Consider the following 21,073-nt stretch of genomic DNA (forward strand, 5'->3'; position numbering starts at 1 on the left):
CTATTTGGCACCCCATCAGCATCTGTTAACGCCGATCGAACGGCAGCTGCGATATCTCGGTGAAGTTGTAGAGTCAATACCGCCTCCTCGTCGGGTACGAACCATCGTGGCAGAGGCGACCGACACTTTCCGCCATTTCATTCGAGGTTCGGAACTAACTCGCGTTGGAGATGGAAGCCATCAGCCCCGGATGTTCAGCCGCCGAGCCAGATCCGGCCCCCCGACCTCCCGGATGAACTCCGGATCGCCGCAGACGACGAGTTGGTCGCGGGCCCGCGACAGCCCGACATAGAGGCGCTCCCGCGAGCGGTCGAACGCCGACTCCTCATTGACGACGAGCACGACCGCGCGCCGCTCCAGACCCTTGAACCCGAGGACGTGGCCGTAGAACACCTGCTCGGCGTCCCAGAAGCTGTCCCAGTAAGCAGAGCTGCCCGCGGCCTGGCGTTCGCGCTGTTCGGGATGGCGGCTGCCGGTGGTCAGCAGCGCGACGTCCTCCGGGCGCCACCCGTCGTCGAGGAGGCGCTCGACTTCGTCGTCGCCGACGTTCATCGCGTCCTCGCGTGAGCAGGCGACGTACCGCACGGCAGGACCCTCCCCGCCGAGGAAGCGCATCGGGTGATCGACCAACGGCTGGAACGCGTTGGCGATCTGGCGGGTGTTGCGCAGGTTGTGGTCGAGGATCAACGGCACCAGCGGCACCGGCGGCGAGCCGTACCGGTTGAACACCCGCTGCCCCTCGTCGGTGAACACGTAGATCGCACCGGTTTCCTCGTCGGCCAGCGCGGCCAGCAGCGGATCCCACCACGCGTCGGCGAAGTCCTGCGCTTCGTCGACGACAATCGCGTCGAAGCGGTGTCCCGGCTCCAAACCCGCTGCCAACTCGGCCATCTGGGCGGGCAGATCGTGCTCCCAGAACTGCACCGTCGCGTCGGTGCGCAGCGACTCGTCGGGGCCTTCGGGTGCACCCCATTTCTTGCCGAGGTCGTGGAACTCCCCGACGTAGGCGGGTTGCTGACGACGGTTCCAGGTGGCGGTGATGCGTTCGAGGTAGGACGCCAGGCCGTGCGAGTAGCAGACCAGCGCCACCCGCTTGCCGTCGCGGGTGAGCCGGCGGGCCTGCTCCATCGCCAGGAACGTCTTGCCGCTGCCGGCGCCGCCGCGGATCTCGACACGGTTCAGCAGCTTGATCGCATCGAGGATGACCGACTGGTGCTCAGTGAGAATGTCTGCGGCGTCTTCGTTTTCGAGGGCCCGGGCGACGACGCTGCGCTGCGGCAGGCCACGACCGCTCAGCGCGTCGGCCAGCTGCTCGATGCCGTCGCGGGTCAGCAGGGGCCGGTCCAGCTCCTGAGCGAGCAAGACCTGGCGCAGCTTGGCGACGATGTCGGGTAGCTCGGCGCGGTCGATCACCTTCCAGCGCGGGCAGTCCGGTAGCGCGAAGTCGTCGGCCAGGTCGGTGTTGGGCAGCACGACGACGTGGTCCCAGCGCAGCCGACCCTGGCTCCACCGGGGGTCCTTCTCGACGAAGTCGCGCAGCGCGTAGCAGGCTTCGCGGGCCTGGCGGACCGGGTCCATCTTGTGCTCGTGGCCGCGGCGCTTGATCCCCCACGTCTCGCCGTCGTGCCACACCTCGCCGCCCTTGACCTCGACGCAGACGATGCCCGCGCCCTCGATCGCGACGAAGAAGTCGACCTCGTGGTCCTTCAGGTGATCGGTGACGCGCTTGCCGGGGATCACGAGGTCACCCGGCTCGAGCTGGTCGATCAGCGCCTGCCATACCTTGCGCTCGGCGCCGTTGGCCAGCCGCGGTGTCTCAGCGACGGTGATGGTCATCCGACGTCCTCCCCTCCGTCCCTGGGATGGTATCGGCAAGCATGGACATCCCGGCCACTGCAGTTACGGCGGCAGAATCACCGGAAATCCCGCCGCCAGCGCAGCCTGAACGCTAAGGCGAACGCGCGTAGCGTGCCAACCGTGGCAGATGACGACGTCACCGACGTAGCGCGGATCCTCATCGAGGATGGCCCGCTGAGCAAAGACGACATCGTCGCGCGACTGCAGGCCGAGGGCGTCCCAGACGCCGTGAAGGTCGCGACCGCGGGGCTCGCCGAAACGGACCACCCGGTAGTGGATTTGAACGACGGGCGCTGGGTGTGGCAGCCATACGTGGTCCTCGGCCGGATACTCACCCACCGCGTGGACGCCGAAGAGGTCACCGCCGACGCACTCGTCGTCGACCCGGACCTGGATCCCATTACTGGGTTGTGCCACCACAGCCGTTTTCAGCGCCTCGCCGACGGTTCGGCCGTGAGCCTGGCGATGCCCGGCTGGGACGACGATCTCCTGCTCGAGCGGGGTATCTCCCCCGAGTCCGTCCCTGAGTCGGGCGTGCTTCTCTTGAAGCCTGGGACCCTGCGTGCGCTGAAAATCGCCGACGGGGATCTGGTCGGCGTGCGGCTCTCCGCTGCCGGCGTGTCGCTGGAACGCGTCGAGACGACGCGGCCGGCGACCGACGTGGGCGCGACGCTGGCGGAGTCCCTGCCCGCCGACGAGCCGTCGTTCCTGGGCTCCACGGTCTTGGAACTCTGTGTCGCGAACCCGTTGCTGTTCACCGAGCCGATGCCCCCGCTGACCGAGATTGTCGAAAGCCAAGGCCTGGTGCGCCGCTACGGCATGGTGGCGCGGCCCGACTTCGATTTCGATCAATGGCGCTTCGAGCGCGACTGCGACCGGCTGGCCCTGCGCCATGACATCGAGCCCGACGATGCACTGGCGCTGCGGACCCTCATGACGATCTACGACCAGATGTCGGACATGCTGACCCAGCTCGTGGAAGTTCCCGATGAACCTGTCGAGGACGACGCGCCCACCGCGGATGACAGCGGTTACGGCGACTTGATCGCCGAGTTCGGTGCAGCACTGGCCGAGCCGCTGCTCGCCGAGCTGTTCCGCAACGAGACCGTGGGCAACGGCGGATCCCCCGCCGCGCTGGGGGTGTTCGCCGAGACACTCGAGCCGCAGGTGCCGCGCAGCGCACGGGTGGCGTTGCGGTGGTTGCGCGCCGTCGCGCTGGAGCTCACCGGCCAGATCGAGGAGGCCGAGCAGGAGTACCTGGCCGCCGAGTCGATGGACACCGAATGGCCGCTGACGTTGTTCGATCTGGCCCGGTTCGCCTCGGACCGCGGTGACGCCGAGCGGGCGTTGGCTCTGTTGCGCCGGGCCGGCACCGAGCCGGATCATCCCTTGACACAGCTTCTCGAACAACACCGCCCCGCCCCGCGAGATGACCTCGGACGCAACGACACCTGCTGGTGCGGTTCGGGACGAAAGTACAAGAAATGCCACCTGGGCCGTGAACAGCTGCCGCTGGCCGATCGCGGGGGTTGGCTGTATTTCAAAGCGTGCCAATATGTTTTCGTGACGCCGTGGCGTGAGCTGTTCATAGACGTCGCCGACGCGCGGGACGCCTACTTGGGCGAAGACGACGAACTTCCGGAAGATCCCCTCTTCGTCGACGCGGTCCTGTTCGAAGGCGGCGCGTTCGCGGACTTCCTGGCCACCCGCGGTGTGCTGCTGCCCGACGACGAGCGGCTGCTCGCCGAGCAATGGCAGTTGTCACCACGCTCGTTGTTCGAGGTGCAGGAGGTGGAGTCCGGGCGTCGGGTCCAGGTGCGCGACGTCCGCACCGGCGATGTGTACGACGTCCACGAGCGGACCGCCAGCCGAGAGCTGCGGCCCGGGCAGCTGATCTGCACCCGGGTGGCACCGGCACCAGAAACCTATGAATTCTTCGGCGGGATAGAGCCTGTCGCGCTTCACGAGCGCGACCAGCTGATCGACGTGCTCGACTCCGACCCCGACCCGGTGGACCTGGTTGAATTCTTGAGCCGTCGCTTCGCCCCGCCGACGATGGTCAACACCGAGGGTGATCTGCTGACGCTCTGCGAAGCGACCGTGCGTGTCAACGCCGATATCGAACCCCTGCTCGACAACGCGTACGACCGGGTCGAGGAGGACACCCCGGCGTGGCTTGACCACGTCATGACCCACGGGAACAGCCACATCAGCGCCACGCTGACCCTCGATGGGGACAGGCTTGCCGTGCAGACCAACAGCGAGCGGCGGATGGACCGCGTGCTCGCGGCGATCGCAGATCTCGACCCGTCGATGACTGTGCTCGACGATGTCCGCCGGCCGCTGCGCGACACCGCGGACGTCGCCGAACTGGCGAGCACCATGCCCCGCTCGGCGCCGTCCGGGGTCGATCGTGACGATCCGGCCGTCGTCGCGGCAATGGACGAGGCCATCCGCCGGTACGAGGCGGCGTGGCTCGACGAGCCCATACCGGCGCTGGACGGCTACACCCCGCGGCAGGCGGCTGACGACCCGACCCGGCGCGGCGACCTGATCGCCCTGCTCGACACCTTCCCGGTTCTGGAGGGCGCCGTCGGGATGGACGCGGAGCGGCTGCGCGCCGCGTTGGGGCTGGCGGAGCCGGGTCCATGACAGCCTCGTGATGTCACGGCGATTTGTCGGCTGCGAAGTCCTGGAGTGCCCGGGCGAGTTCGACGAGCTCCAGATCCCCTTGGGTGGCCACGGAATTCATGAAGTCCTCGGCGTGATCGACATCGAAATCGGGCGGGAGTTCGATGCCGTTGATGAACAGGAACGTCCACGCCGCGGCCCATGCTGTTCGCTTGTTTCCGTCGACCAGCGCGTGGTTGCGGGCGAGTGACTGCAGAAGCGCAGCAGCCTTGGTGAACAGATCGGGGTAGGCGTCGACTCCGAATGCGGTCGCCTGCGGCCGTGCCACGGCAGCGTCGAGCAATCCGTAGTCGGCGACACGCACCTCGATGCCCACGGCCGCGGCTCCGGCCATCAGAACGTCTTCCCGATCGAGGTACTCGGTCACGCCAGGCGGCGGTTGAGTTCGGCGCTCCGTTCGGCGACGATGCGGGCGGCCGCGCGGACCCGACGTTTGTGGTCACTGGCAGCATCCAACGCAGCTCGGTGCACGAAAGCTCGCAATGACAGGTCCCCCGACGCGGCAGCGGTGCGTAGCTGCTCCATCTCTTCGTCGGTGAAATTGACATTCAAAGCCGGCATGCCAGCCATGGTACCAAGATCAGTACTGATTCAGGTACCGCCAGCCGAGCGGCACCGGCTTCTCACCTCGCCATGTCGAGAGCGGTCAGGCCGACCTGGCGTTGGCTCCCCGCAGCCGATCACACTCCGCGACGAACCGCGCCCACTCGGGGGCCGTGGGGCGGACCGCACAGTTCAACACGGCGTCCTCGCCGACCACCATCCCGGGCGCGTGGGGCGCCAGAATTTCAGCGAGTTTGAGGATCGGTCCGGCCGGACTGTCCTCAAAGCGTTGGAACACCGGCTTGCCGACCCAGTCCTCGACATTGTCGATTCCGGCCGCCACATCCAATTCAGGTACGCGCAGTGCCGATCAACGCGTCGAGCATGCGACAACCCGCCCAATGCGACTAATTCAGCTGCCAGTCCTGGTCTTTGACGATGACGAAGTTCGCCCTGTTGCCCATGTCGGCCCCCATCTGCTGTGGCGCGACTGGGGTCGCGCCCGTATCAGTCGAGCGTCCGTCGCGGGTAATCTGCACTGAACGAAGTGCGAAAGTAGGTGCGCGATGTCTGACATCGCCCACGTCCCTCCTGGGCTGCTGACCCTCGAGCAATGGGACGCGCTCGAACTTGACCCGACGCGACGGTGGGAACTCAGCGAGGGGACCCTGACCATGTCGCCGCGGCCGCAACTCTGGCATCAGCGCATCTCCAAGAGGCTCACCCGCCTCCTTGACGATCATCTGCCCGACGGTTTCGAAGCACTTCCTGAGATCTAGGTCATCACCCGCGCGGCGTTCCCACCAAGTGTGCGCGACCCCGACATCGTCGTGGTTCCGGACCGGGTCTTCGAGGATCGTCCCGCCCGGGTCGCAGCGACGGACGTCGTCCTCGTCGTCGAGATCGTCTCACCAGGCTCACGCGGCACCGATCACGTGATGAAGCTGCACGAGTACGCGGCGGCCGGCATCGCGCACTATTGGATCGTCGACCCCGACGCGCCGGCCGACGACCGCTTCCTCGCCTACCGACTCGACGGCGACATCTACCGCCGAGTGAGGGCGCTCGACGCAGGCAGAGTACGCCTGAACGAGCCGGTGACGATGGACTTCCTCCTCGAGGACCTGACGGGTCGCAGCTAGCTTTCTCCCAACTCGGTGCCGGTGGTCTCCCGCAGCTCGAAAGTGACGTCGTCGCCCGCGGCGGTGGCCTTCTTCTCAGCGACGATCTCCTGGACCCGCCGGCCGGAAGCCCGCCACCCCTTGACCTTCTCGCGAGCGACCTCGTCCCCGTCGCGTTCAGTGACCACCTTCCACGGCACTCCGCACAGCTTGGCGAGCAGCCAGATCGGCCACGCAGCCAGCAGCGGCAGCGCGAGCAGGAACAGCACCACGCCGAAGGTGCTGCTGCCATAGGACGCCATGTCGATGGCGCCCAGCAGTGGCCACTGGGCGCGACGCACCCGCCACGTCACTCCATCGGCGTCGCGGAATTCCGGCACCGGATCATTCTGCCGACCCGCCTGATGGTGTGCAGGTCTGCCCTGTCGTGGCCACATCGACTCCACGGCTGCGCGTCGGCGGTATGCCGGTATGCCGGCATCCTCTGCGTCGATCTGGTCAACAGCACCACCGAAGAATGGAGCTCGCCGCACCGCTCGGCCCCGCATCTGCAGGCCTCGACGCCGATAGATTGACCGGGTGACGTTGTCCGCGGGAGCACCATGACCACCACCCAGCCCGTGTCGACGTGGGCGCCGCTGCAGTCCCCGGTGTTCCGCGCGCTGTGGATCGCGCAGTTCGTCTCCAACCTGGGCACCTGGATGCAGACCGTGGGGGCGCAGTGGATGCTGGTCGACGATCCGCGCGCGGCGGTGCTGGTGCCGCTGGTGCAGACCGCGACGACGCTGCCGGTGATGCTGCTGGCGCTGCCGTCGGGGGTGCTGGCCGACCTGATCGACCGGCGCCGGCTGCTGATCGCCACCCAGGGTGCGATGGCGGCGTCGGTGGGGCTGCTCGCCGTGCTGACCGGGGCGGGGCTGACCACGCCGACGGTGCTGTTGCTGCTGTTGTTCGTCATCGGCTGCGGGCAGGCGCTCACCGCGCCGGCATGGCAGGCCATCCAGCCTGATCTTGTTCCGCCCGCGCAGATTCCGGCGGCCGCCGCGCTGGGAAGCATGAGCATGAACGGGGCGCGGGCGATCGGGCCGGCGATCGCCGGGGCGCTGGTGTCGCTGTCGGGGCCGACGGTGGTGTTCGCGCTCAACGCGGTGTCGTTCATCGGCATCGTCATCGTGCTGGTGTGGTGGCGCCGGCCCGCAAACGAGACCAACTTCCCGTCGGAGCGGGCGCTGTCTGCGTTGAGCGCCGGGGGCCGGTTCATCCGCAGCTCGCCGATCGTGCGTCGCATTCTGCTGCGCACGGCGTTGTTCATCGCCCCGGCCAGCGCGCTGTGGGGTCTGCTGCCGGTGGTCGCCGACCGCCAACTCGGTTTGACGGCCTCCGGCTACGGGTTGCTGCTGGGCGCACTCGGGGTGGGCGCGGTGCTCGGGGCGTTCGGGTTGTCGCGGCTGCGGTCCCGGTTCGAGGAGAACACGCTGCTCTTGATGGCCGCGGCCGGGTTCGCGATCGCGACGGCGGTGCTGGCATTGGTGCACGTGTTCGCCATCGTGCTCGCCGCGCTGGTGCTCGGCGGGACGGCATGGCTGCTGTGCCTGTCGACGCTCAACGCCGCGATGCAGCTGAGCCTGCCGGGCTGGGTGCGCGCCCGCGGGCTGTCGGTGTATCAGCTGATCTTCATGGGCGGCCAGGCGCTGGGCTCGCTGCTGTGGGGGGTGCTCGCCGGGGCGACGTCGCCGGTGACCAGCCTGCTGGTCAGCGTCACGCTGCTCGGAGTGTGCGCGCTGTCGCTGCTGTGGTGGCCGCTGCACGCCAAGACCGGCGCCATCGACCTGACCCCGTCGTCGCACTGGCCGGAGCCGACGCTGCTGTTCGAACCCGAACCGCTCGACGGGCCGGTGCTGGTGATGACCGACTACCGCGTCGACCCCGAACACGAGGAGGAGTTCCTGGCCGCGATGGCCGTGCTGGGACGGTCCCGGCAACGCACCGGAGCCGCGCGGTGGCGGCTCTACCGCAGCGTCGAGCGCGAGCACACCTTCGTCGAGACGTTCGTCGTGCGGTCCTGGGGTGAGCATCTGCAGCAGCACTACACCCGGCTCACCGGGCAGGACCTGCTCATCGAGCAGACCGTCGAGCGGATCGTCGGGGGTATGCCGGTGTCGCATCATCTGATTGCGGTGAACAAGGGGCGCTAACGGCTGCGTTCACATGCAGTCACGACGGGGATACCGCCCGAAACGCCGCCGCAAGCACAGCATGAACCGACCATCGGCTGGGCAAGTCGCACTGCGAGATCCGAACTCCTCGGACGTGCCGCATGCAGTGCCGTCACACGTATCCACCTGGGGAGGAGACAGATATGGCGCCCAAGCCCGTAGCCACTTCGCGGCCGGTCGCCATCGGGCCAGCGTGGCGAAGCCAGATGCTCTCGATTGCGATTGCCGTAGCCGAGCATGGGGCCCTCCAGATACCACTAGCCGGCGCGGAAGGCGTGGAGCCTTGGACCGAGACCTCGACGCAAAGACCCTGGAAACTTCACAGCTCGAAGTGATCAGCCGCATCCGCAGGGACTCTGACGTGGAGGTAATCCGATACCTGTGCAGTTGTTCGCGCACAGCACACGTCGAAAATGCTTGGTATTTAATGAATCAAGCCATTCCGATTGGTCAGAATCTTTAAAGGGTCTACTGATTCATTCGCGCGATATCAGCGATAAGCTCAGCTTTGCAAAGTGTTTGGCTGTGTTCATGGTGAAGACTTCCGGACCGTTGGCCGTTCTCCGGACTGCCGCTTCTAGCTTCTGCGCTGGCTTCAGTTCAGCTGGCCCTATCGTCGAACTTCGCTATTCGTGGCCCACACTGGCGCTCGGCGAAGAGATCGAACCTACGGCGCGCCGTGTGACACCCGAATGACTTCAGGAAGCTAGTCACTGCTCGGTTTACCCACGTTGTCCCCCGGTTCTCTGCATAATGCGATAGTGCGTTTGTACCCGGGCGAGGAGACAGCAAGGTCGGGCAGGTGACTCAGGAGACCATGGACCCCCTGCTGCTAGGCCAGCGGGTAGTCGCGATTCTGGAAACGGGTCTGCGGACGGCGACATATAAGCTGGCGACGTTAATGGCCCTAATCGAGCACTCTATTGAGAACCTACCCGAGAACCCTGACGACACACTGTCTGTGCGGTTGCCCGAGCTGGCTCACCGTGTGTTGGTGACATATTGGCGGCAGGTGCGCCCGTTCGACGGGCATGAGCTTCGCCAGTCAACCCAACCGCGCGCGCGGATACTCATTGCTACCAGTCAGCTGCGCGCCGCATCTGGGCGAGCTGGCTCTGTCGAGATAGCGCGTATGCGGGTGCCCGCCGATTATCAGACGGCGATTGAATCGATCGTGTTGTGCCTGGCGCAGCAGCCGTTACACCGGTTGCAGAGGCTGCCCGGCGGGACGGCCAGCGACCCCTTCCTCTACGACGACTCCTTCCTCCATGACCATGTCTCACGTTCCACACTGCTCGCCTCCGGCGACGCGATCGTGCTCAGACCGGGAGTCGCGGCAGGGCTGGCTCGCTTAGCCGGGCTGTTGAAACCGGCCCTCGAAATTATGTGGGTGGAAGACGTCCGTCGAATGAACAAGTTCCTCGATGCAGAGGTTCCCGATGTGGCCGGTCACCTGTTCGGTCGCGAGCGGACCGCACTATCGGCTGTGCGTGAGCCGTTCAAGGCGGCTTTCGGGCCACACTGCTTCTACTGTGGCGTACGTCTGCCGGCAAACAACCCCATCGACCATGTTCTGCCGTGGTCGCTGGTGGGCATCGACGGACTATCGAACTTGGTCCTGGCGTGCGCACGATGCAACGGCGACAAGAGTGGTGCACTTCCTGCGGTCGGATTGGTCGACCGCGTGCTGCGTCGAGATCGACAGGTGTTGGAAACGATCGCATCTGTTCTGCAGTGGCCCACACAGCATGATCGAGTGATCTCGGCTGCCCGGGGCCTGTACCGCGGCCAGCCCGCCGGGGTGCCCACATGGTCGGGGTACAGGCAACACGAACGGCTTGATATCAGCTTTCCGCCCTCGTGGGTGCACCAGTCCCCGCAACGGAGCACTGGCCGACTCCGGCGCATAGAACCTCGCTGACGTGGTGTCCCGGATTGTGCCAGCGGCCCCCACCCGCGGGTCGAGTAGATTTCTCAAGCTTTCGCTTTGTGCTTAAACCCTATGCCAGAGGACGGGTGTCTTCCTCAAGCCACCGCCGCGGCAAACGACTGATACAGGTCGCCGGATAGCGGCGTATCGAGCTCCCAGGTGATGGCCATTGGCTTCTCGCCGACGTGTCCGCGGTATGTGGCGGGGCCAAGGAACCAGAAAGCGCGGTCGTCGGCCCGCAGGCGGCTGAACAACATGATCGCACGGCCGTCGCGCTCGTGGTTCTGGTACCGCTGACCGGTGTCACTGTCTGCTCGGGTCAGCGACTGGCTCTCCCAATGAATGAGCGAGGGGCTGATCGCGTAGTCACGGTAGCGAGTTGTTGGCGAGAAGGCGCCACCGCTCTTATCGAGGGTGAAGGCGAACAGCTCAGCCTTTGCGCTCTTCGCCTCATACACGCCGGTCTGCCAGGGCGCCACCTTGGCGTTGTTCCCAATGCCAAACGCCGCCAGGATCTCCAGCCGTGTATAGCGTGCATGCACCTGCAGAGGCACATCGGGATGACTATCCAGTCCACCATGGAGGTGGTCCACCCGGTCGTCGAGTTCGACCAGAAGCTGAGCGAGCTCGATGCGCACCTGCGGGTGCGCCCACAGCAGATCGACCGCCGCTTGCAGCGAAGTGCTCTTAGTTAGCACCTGGTCGCCGATGCTGGCTACGAGCATCCTGACGAGGCGTCGCGTCCGTTCTGACAGTTCAGACACGTCTACCGGACCGGATGCTAAGAGCAGTCGCCGGTAGGCGGCGATGCGCTCGTCGTCGTCGACATGCAATAAACGTCCGAGCGCCTTACGCAGTGGCTTCTCGTGCTCACCTGCGGGTGCAGTCGGTAAACCAGCGGCCTCGCACAGATCCGACCACCCACGCGACCCATCATAGACATCTGGCAAGTCAAGTCCGGACTCAGCAAGGTACTTCGACAGTGTGACGTCAACATACTTGGCGTGAATGGTTCTTAGTTCTTGGACGCGCGCAGGCCATCGCGTAGGAATGGCTTCACGCAAACTGCGGAGCACGATCTCGGACGCCTTCGCGTCCAGTTGCATATAGCATCCCGCCGGCAGGAACGGAAACCCTTGCTGTACGGCGCGTTCGATGTCGCGCCGGGTACCGCCGAGGAGCGCGCGGTAGCGCCGATCAAAGCGGAACTCGGGGCGATGTATGCCGACAAAGTCCAGGACGGTACAGAACGTCTTTCCCTTCGACCGCCGCAACCCTCGGCCAAGTTGTTGGAGGAACAGCGTGGGGCTCTCGGTCGGACGCAGCATCATTACGGTGTCGACAGCGGGTACGTCGATACCCTCATTGAAGAGGTCAACTGAGAACACAACGCGGATCTTGCCGGCGGCGAGGTCTTGAAGCGCGGCGTTGCGGTCCGACCGCGGACTGTCACCCCATACGGCAACAGCGGGCACGCCGGCCCTATTGAAGTGTTTGGCCATGAACTTCGCGTGCTCGACGGTGACACAGAACCCTAAGGCCCGCATGGTGCTGTGGTCTTCGGCGAGACGAAGCACCTCTTGGAGGACGGTGCGGGCCCAAGCGTCGGTACTGGTATAGAGGCCGCTCAATGCTTCAAGGTCATAACCTTGGCCTCGCCGCCACGGAATCTGGGTGAGATCAAGCCCGTCATGGATACCGAAGTACATGAACGGCGAAAGGCGCTGCTGGTCAACGGCGTCCCATAACCGGAGCTCGGCGGCTATTCGCTCACCGAACCAGTGCAGGATCGAGAGGTCGTCACTGCGCTCCGGTGTGGCGGTGAGGCCGAGCATCTCCACGGGCTCGAGGTGATCGAGCAGTTTGTGGTATGACGGCGCTGCTGCGTGGTGAAACTCGTCAACAATGACCACGTCGAAGTGATTTGGCGGGAGGTCGTTGAGGTCCGCGGCACTGAGGCTCTGCACCGAAGCAAAGACATGCTCGAAATAGTGGGGCCGTGAACCACCGATCCACTTCTCGCCAAATGATGCATCCCGCAATGCATAGCGGAAGGTGGCGAGGCTTTGATCGAGTATTTCATTACGATGAGCGACGAATAGCAGACGGGAGCGCGGCAGTTCTGCGTGTAGACGCGCATAGTCGACGGCGGCCATGACGGTCTTGCCGGTGCCCGTGGCGGCGACAAGCAGATTCCGGTGGTGGCCGCGTTCGCGAGAGACCTCAATCTGTTCGAGGAGACGTTCCTGAAATGGCTCCAGACGGAGCTCGATCGGACTGAGGATCACGGTGGCCCCAGAGTCGGCGCGGCTTGCCCGTCGCAGCTCCTCTTCGAACTGTTGAGGCTCGTAGGGAACAAATTCGCTGCTTTGCCAGTAACTTTCGAAGACGGCCTCGAACTTTGCGAGGATGTCGGGATTCCGAGCCGAGGAAGCCCGGATATTCCACTCCAGGCCCGTCACTTGTGCCGAGTGGGTGAGGTTCGACGACCCAACATAGGCGGTAGAGAACCCCGAGCGGCGATGGAAGATCCAAGATTTAGCGTGCAAACGGGTAGTACTTAGGTCGTAAGAGATTTGGATGTTTGCGCCAAGTCCTTTTAGTTGGTCTAACGCGGAGCGTTCGGTGGAACCGGTGTAGGTGGTGGTTAGGACCCGTAGCGGTCTGCCGCGTTCACAATGGCGCCGCACCGAGCCGAACAATGGGTTTAGACCGCTGCGGCGGATGAAGGCCATGACGATGTCGATCGCGTCTGCGGAGTCGATCTCGGCGTCAAGCTGATTCAACAGGCCCGGTTCGCCAGGCGCGTTGGTCAGGAGGGTGGTGTCGATGAGTGGAATCAGCGGTTCAGCGACCGGGCGTGGAGTTCCATCCGGGCGCTGCTCGAGGATTGCGTGCAGAACTTCGCCAGGTTTGGTGGGTGTGTCGGACGTTTCGACGTCAACGACTTCGGCAAGACGTGCCATCAAGGCTTGGGCAACTTCGATGCCGACCTGGACGCGCACGTCCTCAGCCACAGCCGAGAGGGACTGCTCGATCTGGCGGCTTAAATGCAGGGCAATCCGATCGGCAGCTTCTGCCTGTTGCAACCGTCGCGCCGGGCGAAACGAACCTTCGAGCGAAACGAGGCGAGAACGCAACGCCTCCGTGACAAGTGCCTCGTAGATCCCGGGATTCAGTTCCGTCACTGCTTCAGCCTAGGGGCCTGAGGCGACTAGATGGATCATGGCCACTCACGAATCGGCGCCTTTCTAATGCGTTGCCATCCCAGTGTCCCGACCGCCGAGTGTCACCACGATTGCTCCTAATCTTGATAGTCAACCTTGTTGAAGCCATTACGGCCATAGGCTTTCCGGCTGACTCGTACGTTGATGGGTCGCGGGCTCGTCTCGCCAACGTGACAGACGGACGAGCTGCGGACCGGAGCCCCGGTCGTCGGACAGGATCGTTTCGACCTCGATCGCGGCGCGATCGATCGAGACGATCCGGTTGGACCGTTTCGATGTCAACGTGTAGATCTCGTCGCCCGGTGCCACGACCGCACCGATTAGGTCGAGCAGGCTGTCATCCAATTCGCGCCGTCGCGAGTTGTCCATCATCAACCCAACGACAACGCCACGCCGCCGGCGCGCAGCTCCTCGAAGGAGTAGCTCAGCTCGCCCCGGCGACCTACTGAGACAACGTAGCGGTCCTGGCCTTCGGTGATCTCGAATGTGAAGCCGAAGGTGCACATGTACCGACCGCCCTTGCCCTCCTCCAGGTAGGTGGTGGTCAGGGTCTCCCCCTTACCGTTCTTGACCGTCACCGGCGTTCCCGAATCGACGTCCGAATATCCGCCGGATCCAGTACAGGACGAACCGTCGACCTCGATCGCGGACGAATACGCGTTTGCGTCCTCGTCGTTGAGCGTGAAGCTACCTGTGATGGTCGCCGTCTCCAGCACATGGAATCCTTCGACGAACTGTGGGCAGAAGTACTGCACGGCAACCTCATCCGCGGGCATTCCCTGCTGCGGGCCACCTTCCTCCAGCTGCCGACATACGCTCTTACCGTGTGCCACAGCATTGGCATCGGAGTTGAACTCGCCGGAGAACCCGTCCTGCCGCAGCGCCCTGAGGTACCGGTCGTCGACAGTCGTCTGATCACGGTTGACGTACAAGAATGCGCCAACGGCCGCTCCCACCACCAGCAAGATTGCCGTTGCTGCCGCGACGGATAGCCATACCCGGCGGCGGCTGGCTGGTGGGGTTGTCGCCGAGGAGCTGTCGTCGCCAGATGATTCCAGCTGCTGCTTACCCAGCGGGTCGAGCGCCTCCACACCGCCGTCACGGATCAGGTCCGTCGGCTGTCCAGCGACGAAGTAGCGGCCCTCATGCCGGCCCGTGGGGTCGGGCAACCATCCCGCTCCTGAAGGGGGATTCGGGAAGTCCGTCTGTGCGTACGCCGATTCATGCCAGGTGCCATCGACATTGACGGCACCACACGAGTGGCACCGCATCGCGTCGGCCAGGCGCCCGCCACAGAACACACAGAAGCTCATCGTCCACTCACTTCCTGTACACGGTGGTGCCTTCGACACCGAAGAGGGAACTCACGAACTTGGCGAAGCAGTCGTCGACGCCCAGGTCTTGGGAGTCGCACCATCCGTTGGCCGCGGTTGGATCCAGCGCCGGAACGCCTACTACCGTCACCCACCAGTCCGGTGAGTTGAACGTCGTCCATTGCCCCGATGACACCAACCGCACACCGCTGTACTTGGCGCGCAAATCGAGGTGGTCGCGCAGCACGTCGGCACTCGTCAATGTCCTGCCGTCGACAGTCAGGCCCGGCTTCTTCGAACTGATCTGGGGAACCCAACGATTCGCAATCGAGCCGGACACAAATCCGTAGTCGGCGTCCCGCAGCTCGCGGAGCACCGCATCGGCGACGCCGTCGACGCTGCCGTGCTCAGGATCAGCGGCCTCCTGCGCCACCATCGTGTCCGAACGCGCAACGGCGGTCGTCGACGTCGATTGCTCGCCCGGATGGAAGACGAGCTGTGGCGCGCCGGAAAACATGGCCGGTGTACGCCAGTACATGCCCGCCGGGAACACCAGCGTGCGGCGCGCGGTCTCACCGGGCTTCATCGTCAACGGCGCAGCCGAGAAATCGAACAATCCTGCGGCGATGTCCCGGTTGCCGTCGGCGACGGTGATTCGCACGGATTCCCCCGCTTCCGTGTTGCCTCCCCCGCACTGCGACAAGAACGCGGCACCGACCGTCAATCCCTCGGGCGTCATGTCGACAGACTCGGCCTGTACCGCCGGCGCGGCCGTGCACTGCGGCACCATGCCGGCAGGATCGACGCCGCCGGTGGGGAACGCTGGCAAAGCCGTTTCTGCCGAGTCGTCGGCCGACGGCCGAGTCAACAGCACAGCGACCGTGGCGGCGACAGCCACCACCACGACGACCGCGGCGATCGCACTTCCGACGAGCAAGCCTCGCCGCTTCGGCGCATCATCACGTGCAGCGTCCTCGTCCTCAGACTCATCGTCAGGAAAGGCCACCACGCCGATGGGAAGCCCGCACTGGCCGCAGAACTTGTAGTTCCAGGCGTTAGCGTGCCCCTGCGGACAGACCACCATCGGTCCCGTCCCGTCGAACTCGCTGTACACCGCTCCCCCAAGCCCTGTGCTGTTTGCCCCGAGCTCTGCCGAAGCCGCCCTGACTTCATGAATGATGCCGCAAACCGCCGACACGACGAATCGGGATGACCCCCTGAATATCAGCGGCGACTACCCCATCTGCCCAATACGTACCGTCTGCCACAGCTGCATCATTCAATCTGCCGTTTCGAGCCTTGACTGTCTCACCACGCACGTATCGGTTGCGCCCGAGGCGCAACGATCTGATCTTCGTTTTCCCGTAGCCGAGGCCCTCGGGCGCTGCTACAACTAGAGCGAATACAGCGCACGTGCCACACACTGTGTTCGACAGTTGGGAACCGCATGAATCCGCTGAGCGCCGGACTTGGTGTCGTCGCCGGACTTGCAGTGACCTCCGCACTGACCCTGGCTCCCGCCGCGAGCGCGCAGCCGCAGGACGCCGCCTTTCTCAACAGGCTTCAAACCGTCGGCATCACCACGTCGAATCCGTACGCGACCGTCATGTACGCGCACGGCGTCTGCCGACAGATCGACCTCGGAACCCCGGTCGCCCGAATCGTCGACTTCGTCCTCAGCGACAACCCGTCGTTCGACCGCAAAGGCGCTGGCGACTACGTCGTGCTGGCCTACATGACCTACTGTCCGCCTGCCTGAACGCAGACTGCACTCGCCGCTACCTTCTCCCCATGACCATCCTGGCCGTAGTGATCGTCGTCGTGACCCTGATCGTCATGACCACCGGCCGCCAACCCGCGGTCCTGGCACTGATCTGCGCCCTTGTCGTCGCGGGGCTGGCCGGCATCGCCACCCCGGCCGAACTGTTCGGCGGGTTGTCCAATGGCGGCGTCATCACCATCGCCGCCATGCTCGTCATCGCCAAGGGCGTGCTCTACACCGGCGTCATCACCCGTGTCACCTACCGGCTGCTCAACGGCGTCACCACCGCCACCCAGACCCTGGCGCGCCTGGTCCCGCCCGTTGGAGTCGCCTCAGCGCTGATCAACACCACCCCAATCGTCGCGATGCTCATCCCGGCGGCCAAGGAACTGGAACGCCAGTCCGGGGTGCCGGCCCGCGGGGTGCTGCTGCCCATCGCGCACGCCACGACGCTGGCCGGTTCGGCCACTCTGATCGGCACCAGCTCCAACCTGCTGATCGCCGGCATCGCCGACCCGGCCGGCGTCGAGCTGACCATGTTCAGCTTCGTGCCCATCGCCGTCCCGGTCGCGCTGGTCGGCTGGGCGGTGCTGTTCCTGCTCGCCCCCCGGGTGCTGCGCGGCGCCACCGAACACAAGGAACGGAAACTGGAGTGGCGGGCCGAGATTCCCATCGCTCGAGGCTCCAACGCCGTCGGGCGCACCGCCGCCTCCCTCGGTGTGGCGACCACGCCGGACTTCGAGCTGCTCGAGATACAGCGCTGGGGTGAGGCCGTCGACGCCGACGAACCGATGCAGGCCGACGACGTGCTGATCTACCGCGCCACCGAATCCGGGGTGCGCACACTGTGGGCCAGCCCCCGCTTCGGCCAGGCACCCCAGGACCTGTACATGGTGTCCATCTCCACCGACGAGCAGAAGTCCGTGCGCGACCTCGAGGTCGACGACAACATCGAGGTCATCGCCGCCCAGACCACCAAGCTGCTGCGCGAAGCCCCCGCCCGACCCGGCGAGATGTGCCTCGTCACCGCCCGCTCGGTCGAGAAGCTGGCCGACAACCCACTGGTCGGGCTGTGGCAGAAGGTCGCCGGCAAAGCCCCGCAGACCCGCAAGACCTGGATCGCGCTGCTCATCCTGCTGGCCGTCGTCACCTCCGCCGCGCTCAACCTGGCTCCCATCGAACTGATCGCCGTCACCGGCGCCACCCTCATGGTCGTCACCGGTGTGTTGACCCCGCGGTCGGCGGTGCGCGCCCTGAACTGGAACATCCTGGCGATCATCGCCGGCTCCGTCGGCCTGGGCGTCATCGTCGTCAACAGCGGCCTCGGCGACATCATCTCCTCGGCGATCCTGTCGCTGTCCACCGGCAGCGCCGCGCTCGTCATCCTCGTCATCGCCGTCGGCACCACCATCTTGACCAACATCGTGTCCAACGCCGCCGCCGCGGCCATCCTCACCCCCGTCGCGCTGACCGTCGCCGACACCACCGGAATGGACCCGATCCTGCTGCTGACGTTGATCGGCACGTGCATCTCGTTCACGTTCATCAACCCGTTCAGCCACCAGTCCAACCTGATGGTGATGAAGCCCGGCGGCTACTCCACCGCGACGTTCGTGCGCTTCGGCGTCCCGCTGATCCTGGTCTGCGTGGTGACTGCGTTCCTAGTGGGCTGGGGGCTACTTTCCTTGCGTTGAGGCCGCGCCCACGGTGGAGAAGTGCGAGTGGGGCCACCGTGAGTGCGGTATGAACGAGGCATGGACGTAGCGACAGGGTCGTCGGCCGACGCGGATTTCGCCGAAGCAGTGTTGTGGAAACTGCCGCAGCGCATCGAAAAAGGCCAACGCCGAAGGGCGCGGACCGTATCTTGTCTCGCACGCCTGGACCGCCGGACCGATGCTGTACGTCGCCTACACCGCGGGGCCGTCGGACCGGACCTGGGGGCTGGCCCGAGACACCACCGAGTCCACCATCGACCCCGGTCCGTGGACGAACGAAGACGAGGCTGCCCGGTACTACTTGTTTGGTGGACTTCGAGGAGAACCAACCTTCGACTTCTTTCCGCCGCCCCGGCGACGACGATTCCATCTGGTGGTTCGGCCATCCACGGAACGGCCTGCCCGAGCGGCCCTCCGGCCTTCCGGAGGACCCGCGGTATCGGATGACAGCATCACCGAATACCCAGGGCCCCAACCAGGAAACTCACATCGAGGCACGCCGGTACGGGAACCGCTTCGAGTAGATCGTCAGGCGGACAGGTCGAAGTCCCCCTCGGCCAGACGCCGTGTCGCTCGGCCGTCGAGCAGTTCGTCACGGTGCTCGGGATGTTTCCAGTAGTGACGCACCAGCCAGTACAGCGCTACACCGTTCGGAACGTAGACGGGAAGGCCGCTCGCCACTTCCTCCGTGCCCTCACGCAAGCACAGCACCACTGCCTTTCCGCCTTGATTGGCCTTGGCGGTGGACGCGACATCGCGCACATCGACGACGTCATTCCACTGCACTACACGCGTCTTGAGAACATCGGCGATCTCGATCCTCGTCGGCGTGAACTTGAGATAACCGGAGCCGCCACGGCGTATTCCAGCGGCCAGTGCCACGACAGCGAGCAAGGCGAGTGCCCAAAAGGCCACTGACACCGCGATCTGCAAGCCAGGAGTTGTGGAAAGGTCAAGCTGACCGCGCGACAACAGGACAGCGAACGACGGTGCCGCCGGAAGCAGTACGGCCATCACCACGAAGTAGGTCACGCTGAGGCGTTTGTCCGGTCGGAAAGTGAGGCCGGAGGAGTCACTCGATACTCGCTGTCCCGCCCCGCCCACCGCCACAGCGAGGTATGCGGCCACCAACAGGAACGGCGTTCCCAACGTCGCCCACCAAACGGTCGCGGTGAGGTAGCTGCCCTCCCATACAGCCACCAGCCCTCTGACGACCACGTAGCAGAACGCGACGACCAAAACGACTTTCACCGAGAGTGCGACTTTCCCGGTTTGTGCCCAGTTCCCCGGCTCGGGGAGTCTCAGTTCGGGCATACGACATCACCAATGAATTGTCCCAACTCGACTCCAACGAAGGCGCCGATACCACCACCCGCAGTCAATGAGTCAGGGTTCCAGCTCTCCAGCGACGGTCGGGAAGGCAGCACGGTAGTTGATTGTCCCAGAGCTTCCGAGTGCTACGGCGCACCAGTTGCTGATGACTCGGCTTCCGAGCGGATGAGCTCGGACTGGCCGTCGCGCGGGCCGAAGCACCCGATTGATATTGGCGCTGCGCTCAGTGCGGGAAAGTTCGAGTGGAGGTCGCGCTGGCCGCAATGTGAACGCAGTCCGTAGTCAGCCCGAGGCTTTGGCTTCCCGCCATGCCTGCCAGATGTCGGGGTGCAGCCGCCCGCGGTCGGGCACGTCCAAGCCCGCAGCACGTGCCCAGGAGCGAACCTCGGCGGTGCTGGGTTCCGGCGTTGCGGCGGAGTCAATCAAGGGGGCGATATCGATTGTGGGTGACGACATACGCTGCAGCGCAGCAGTTTCAGTACTGGCCCAGTCATGGGCGGCGGCGAGGAACCGGTAGGTCCATTCCTCGGCGAGAGGACGGGTCTCACAGAACACGATCGCGACGTTGGGCCAGCGGATCTGCAGTTCCGCCAGCCCGTCGGCGACCACCGCGGGCCGGACACGATCGAGCTTGAACAGCTGTGAGTAGCGGTCCTCCACCACGACCGCCGCGCGCGGCAGCGCGGCCAGATCGGCGACCTGGTAGCGCAGCTTGCCACCGGTCAGGCTGCCGACCAGATCGGCCAGGGATTTGCGTTCCACACTGGCGATCAATTCGCCGTCGGCGAGCACCCCGTAGTCGCCGGACGTGAGTGCCCGCCGCACGGTGGAGACCTGCTGGGTGCTGAACCGGTACGGGTACCGCTCGTGGGCGTCGACGAGGATCTCCAGTTCAGCGATGCCGTGCGCGCGGGCCGTGGGGGTGCGCACGTTCGGACGCGCCTGCTTGCGCGTGCGCGGCGCCTGCCAGAACACCGCGTCGCGGCCGCGCGCCGTGGTGAACACCAACTGCGAGCGGTTCTCCCGGGCTCGCTGCGCGATCAGATCGATGGAGGCACCGCGGCGCTGGCATGACCGCAGCGGCAGCCGTTCGACGATCTCGACATCAGGGGGCCACTCATGCAGGCCGACTGGGTGGCAGTACAGCGCCTTGACCCGCGGCCAGGTCCCGGAGGTGCGGAACAGCAGGTCACCGCCGGGCAGCGGAACACGTAGCAGGTAAGGCAGCCGGGAGACCTCATCCGGGTTGAGCGCGATCAACAACTCGGCCACGTCCCCAAGTCTGCCTGAATAGCCACGTGAACCGGGGGCTCACCCTCAACGTGGTCCACGCCGGGCCTCGGGACTCACGCTTGTAGCGGGATGT

General features: G+C 65.2%; 18 protein-coding genes. 7 read left to right on the plus strand and 11 right to left on the minus strand.

All coding sequences use genetic code 11. The features are described 5' to 3' along the window. Positions 1-180: 180 nt before the first annotated feature. Positions 181-1,836, minus strand: coding sequence for an NERD domain-containing protein (locus ACEWX3_RS24060; RefSeq protein WP_374157895.1), 1,656 nt, complete (start codon positions 1,834-1,836; stop codon positions 181-183). Between the two features lie 132 nt (positions 1,837-1,968). Here ACEWX3_RS24060 and ACEWX3_RS24065 point away from each other — a divergent pair, with 132 nt between their 5' ends. Beyond that, positions 1,969-4,509, plus strand: a complete 2,541-nt coding sequence (locus tag ACEWX3_RS24065) for an SEC-C metal-binding domain-containing protein (RefSeq protein ID WP_374157896.1) — start codon at positions 1,969-1,971, stop codon at positions 4,507-4,509. A 13-nt stretch (positions 4,510-4,522) separates the two neighbouring features. On the opposite strand, the gene ACEWX3_RS24070 is transcribed toward ACEWX3_RS24065, so the two are convergent. The 3 genes from ACEWX3_RS24070 to ACEWX3_RS24080 all read right to left on the minus strand — a co-directional run bounded on the left by ACEWX3_RS24070 (position 4,523) and on the right by ACEWX3_RS24080 (position 5,434). Continuing rightward, positions 4,523-4,915 (minus strand): type II toxin-antitoxin system death-on-curing family toxin, encoded by a 393-nt coding sequence (locus tag ACEWX3_RS24070; protein WP_374157897.1) that lies wholly within the window; start codon positions 4,913-4,915, stop codon positions 4,523-4,525. Then, positions 4,912-5,109: an antitoxin Phd gene (locus ACEWX3_RS24075; RefSeq protein WP_374157898.1), complete on the minus strand. Its 198-nt coding sequence runs from the start codon at positions 5,107-5,109 to the stop codon at positions 4,912-4,914. The genes ACEWX3_RS24070 and ACEWX3_RS24075 overlap by 4 nt, the downstream gene beginning before the upstream one ends. An 85-nt stretch (positions 5,110-5,194) precedes the next feature. Then, the gene (locus tag ACEWX3_RS24080; RefSeq protein ID WP_374157899.1) at positions 5,195-5,434 is read right to left on the minus strand and encodes a hypothetical protein; all 240 of its coding nucleotides are present in this window, start codon (positions 5,432-5,434) and stop codon (positions 5,195-5,197) included. Positions 5,435-5,657: 223 nt separating this feature from the next. On the opposite strand from ACEWX3_RS24080, the gene ACEWX3_RS24085 reads away from it, so the two are divergent. Both ACEWX3_RS24085 and ACEWX3_RS24090 read left to right on the plus strand, forming a co-directional pair. Further along, the gene (locus ACEWX3_RS24085; RefSeq protein WP_374157900.1) at positions 5,658-5,870 is read left to right on the plus strand and encodes a hypothetical protein; all 213 of its coding nucleotides are present in this window, start codon (positions 5,658-5,660) and stop codon (positions 5,868-5,870) included. 30 nt (positions 5,871-5,900) lie between these two features. Then, positions 5,901-6,233: a Uma2 family endonuclease gene (locus tag ACEWX3_RS24090; RefSeq protein WP_374157901.1), complete on the plus strand. Its 333-nt coding sequence runs from the start codon at positions 5,901-5,903 to the stop codon at positions 6,231-6,233. Here ACEWX3_RS24090 and ACEWX3_RS24095 read toward each other — a convergent pair. Further along, positions 6,230-6,592 carry a hypothetical protein gene (locus ACEWX3_RS24095; protein WP_374157902.1) on the minus strand — a complete coding sequence of 121 codons (363 nt, stop codon included), beginning with the start codon at positions 6,590-6,592 and terminating at the stop codon, positions 6,230-6,232. The two genes, ACEWX3_RS24090 and ACEWX3_RS24095, sit on opposite strands and share 4 nt — an antisense overlap. A gap of 222 nt (positions 6,593-6,814) precedes the next feature. Between ACEWX3_RS24095 and ACEWX3_RS24100 the strand changes: the two genes are divergently transcribed. Then, a complete protein-coding gene (locus ACEWX3_RS24100; protein ID WP_374157903.1) occupies positions 6,815-8,407 on the plus strand; it encodes an MFS transporter in 1,593 nt (530 codons plus the stop codon). 838 nt (positions 8,408-9,245) lie between these two features. Then, on the plus strand, positions 9,246-10,349 hold the full coding sequence (locus ACEWX3_RS24105; protein ID WP_374159933.1) for an HNH endonuclease domain-containing protein: 1,104 nt from the start codon (positions 9,246-9,248) through the stop codon (positions 10,347-10,349). A 104-nt stretch (positions 10,350-10,453) separates the two neighbouring features. On the opposite strand, the gene ACEWX3_RS24110 is transcribed toward ACEWX3_RS24105, so the two are convergent. The 4 genes from ACEWX3_RS24110 to ACEWX3_RS24125 all read right to left on the minus strand — a co-directional run bounded on the left by ACEWX3_RS24110 (position 10,454) and on the right by ACEWX3_RS24125 (position 16,012). Then, positions 10,454-13,546 (minus strand): DUF3427 domain-containing protein, encoded by a 3,093-nt coding sequence (locus ACEWX3_RS24110; RefSeq protein WP_374157904.1) that lies wholly within the window; start codon positions 13,544-13,546, stop codon positions 10,454-10,456. Between the two features lie 147 nt (positions 13,547-13,693). Then, positions 13,694-13,894 (minus strand): hypothetical protein, encoded by a 201-nt coding sequence (locus ACEWX3_RS24115; RefSeq protein WP_374157905.1) that lies wholly within the window; start codon positions 13,892-13,894, stop codon positions 13,694-13,696. Positions 13,895-13,956: 62 nt separating this feature from the next. Next, positions 13,957-14,898 (minus strand): DUF732 domain-containing protein, encoded by a 942-nt coding sequence (locus ACEWX3_RS24120; RefSeq protein WP_374157906.1) that lies wholly within the window; start codon positions 14,896-14,898, stop codon positions 13,957-13,959. Between the two features lie 7 nt (positions 14,899-14,905). Further along, the gene (locus ACEWX3_RS24125) at positions 14,906-16,012 is read right to left on the minus strand and encodes a hypothetical protein (RefSeq protein ID WP_374157907.1); all 1,107 of its coding nucleotides are present in this window, start codon (positions 16,010-16,012) and stop codon (positions 14,906-14,908) included. Positions 16,013-16,345: 333 nt separating this feature from the next. Between ACEWX3_RS24125 and ACEWX3_RS24130 the strand changes: the two genes are divergently transcribed. Together ACEWX3_RS24130 and ACEWX3_RS24135 are read left to right on the plus strand one after the other, a co-directional pair. Beyond that, positions 16,346-16,657 (plus strand): DUF732 domain-containing protein, encoded by a 312-nt coding sequence (locus ACEWX3_RS24130; protein WP_374157908.1) that lies wholly within the window; start codon positions 16,346-16,348, stop codon positions 16,655-16,657. Positions 16,658-16,689: 32 nt separating this feature from the next. Continuing rightward, complete coding sequence (locus tag ACEWX3_RS24135) at positions 16,690-18,354, plus strand: SLC13 family permease (protein WP_374157909.1); 1,665 nt, start codon at positions 16,690-16,692, stop codon at positions 18,352-18,354. A 549-nt stretch (positions 18,355-18,903) separates the two neighbouring features. On the opposite strand, the gene ACEWX3_RS24140 is transcribed toward ACEWX3_RS24135, so the two are convergent. Both ACEWX3_RS24140 and ACEWX3_RS24145 read right to left on the minus strand, forming a co-directional pair. Further along, positions 18,904-19,689, minus strand: coding sequence for a hypothetical protein (locus ACEWX3_RS24140; protein WP_374157910.1), 786 nt, complete (start codon positions 19,687-19,689; stop codon positions 18,904-18,906). A 300-nt stretch (positions 19,690-19,989) separates the two neighbouring features. Continuing rightward, the gene (locus ACEWX3_RS24145; protein WP_374157911.1) at positions 19,990-20,979 is read right to left on the minus strand and encodes an ERCC4 domain-containing protein; all 990 of its coding nucleotides are present in this window, start codon (positions 20,977-20,979) and stop codon (positions 19,990-19,992) included. Positions 20,980-21,073 lie beyond the last annotated feature (94 nt).

The organism is Mycobacterium sp. G7A2 (assembly GCF_041902445.1).
In the GTDB taxonomy this organism is placed as follows: domain Bacteria; phylum Actinomycetota; class Actinomycetes; order Mycobacteriales; family Mycobacteriaceae; genus Mycobacterium.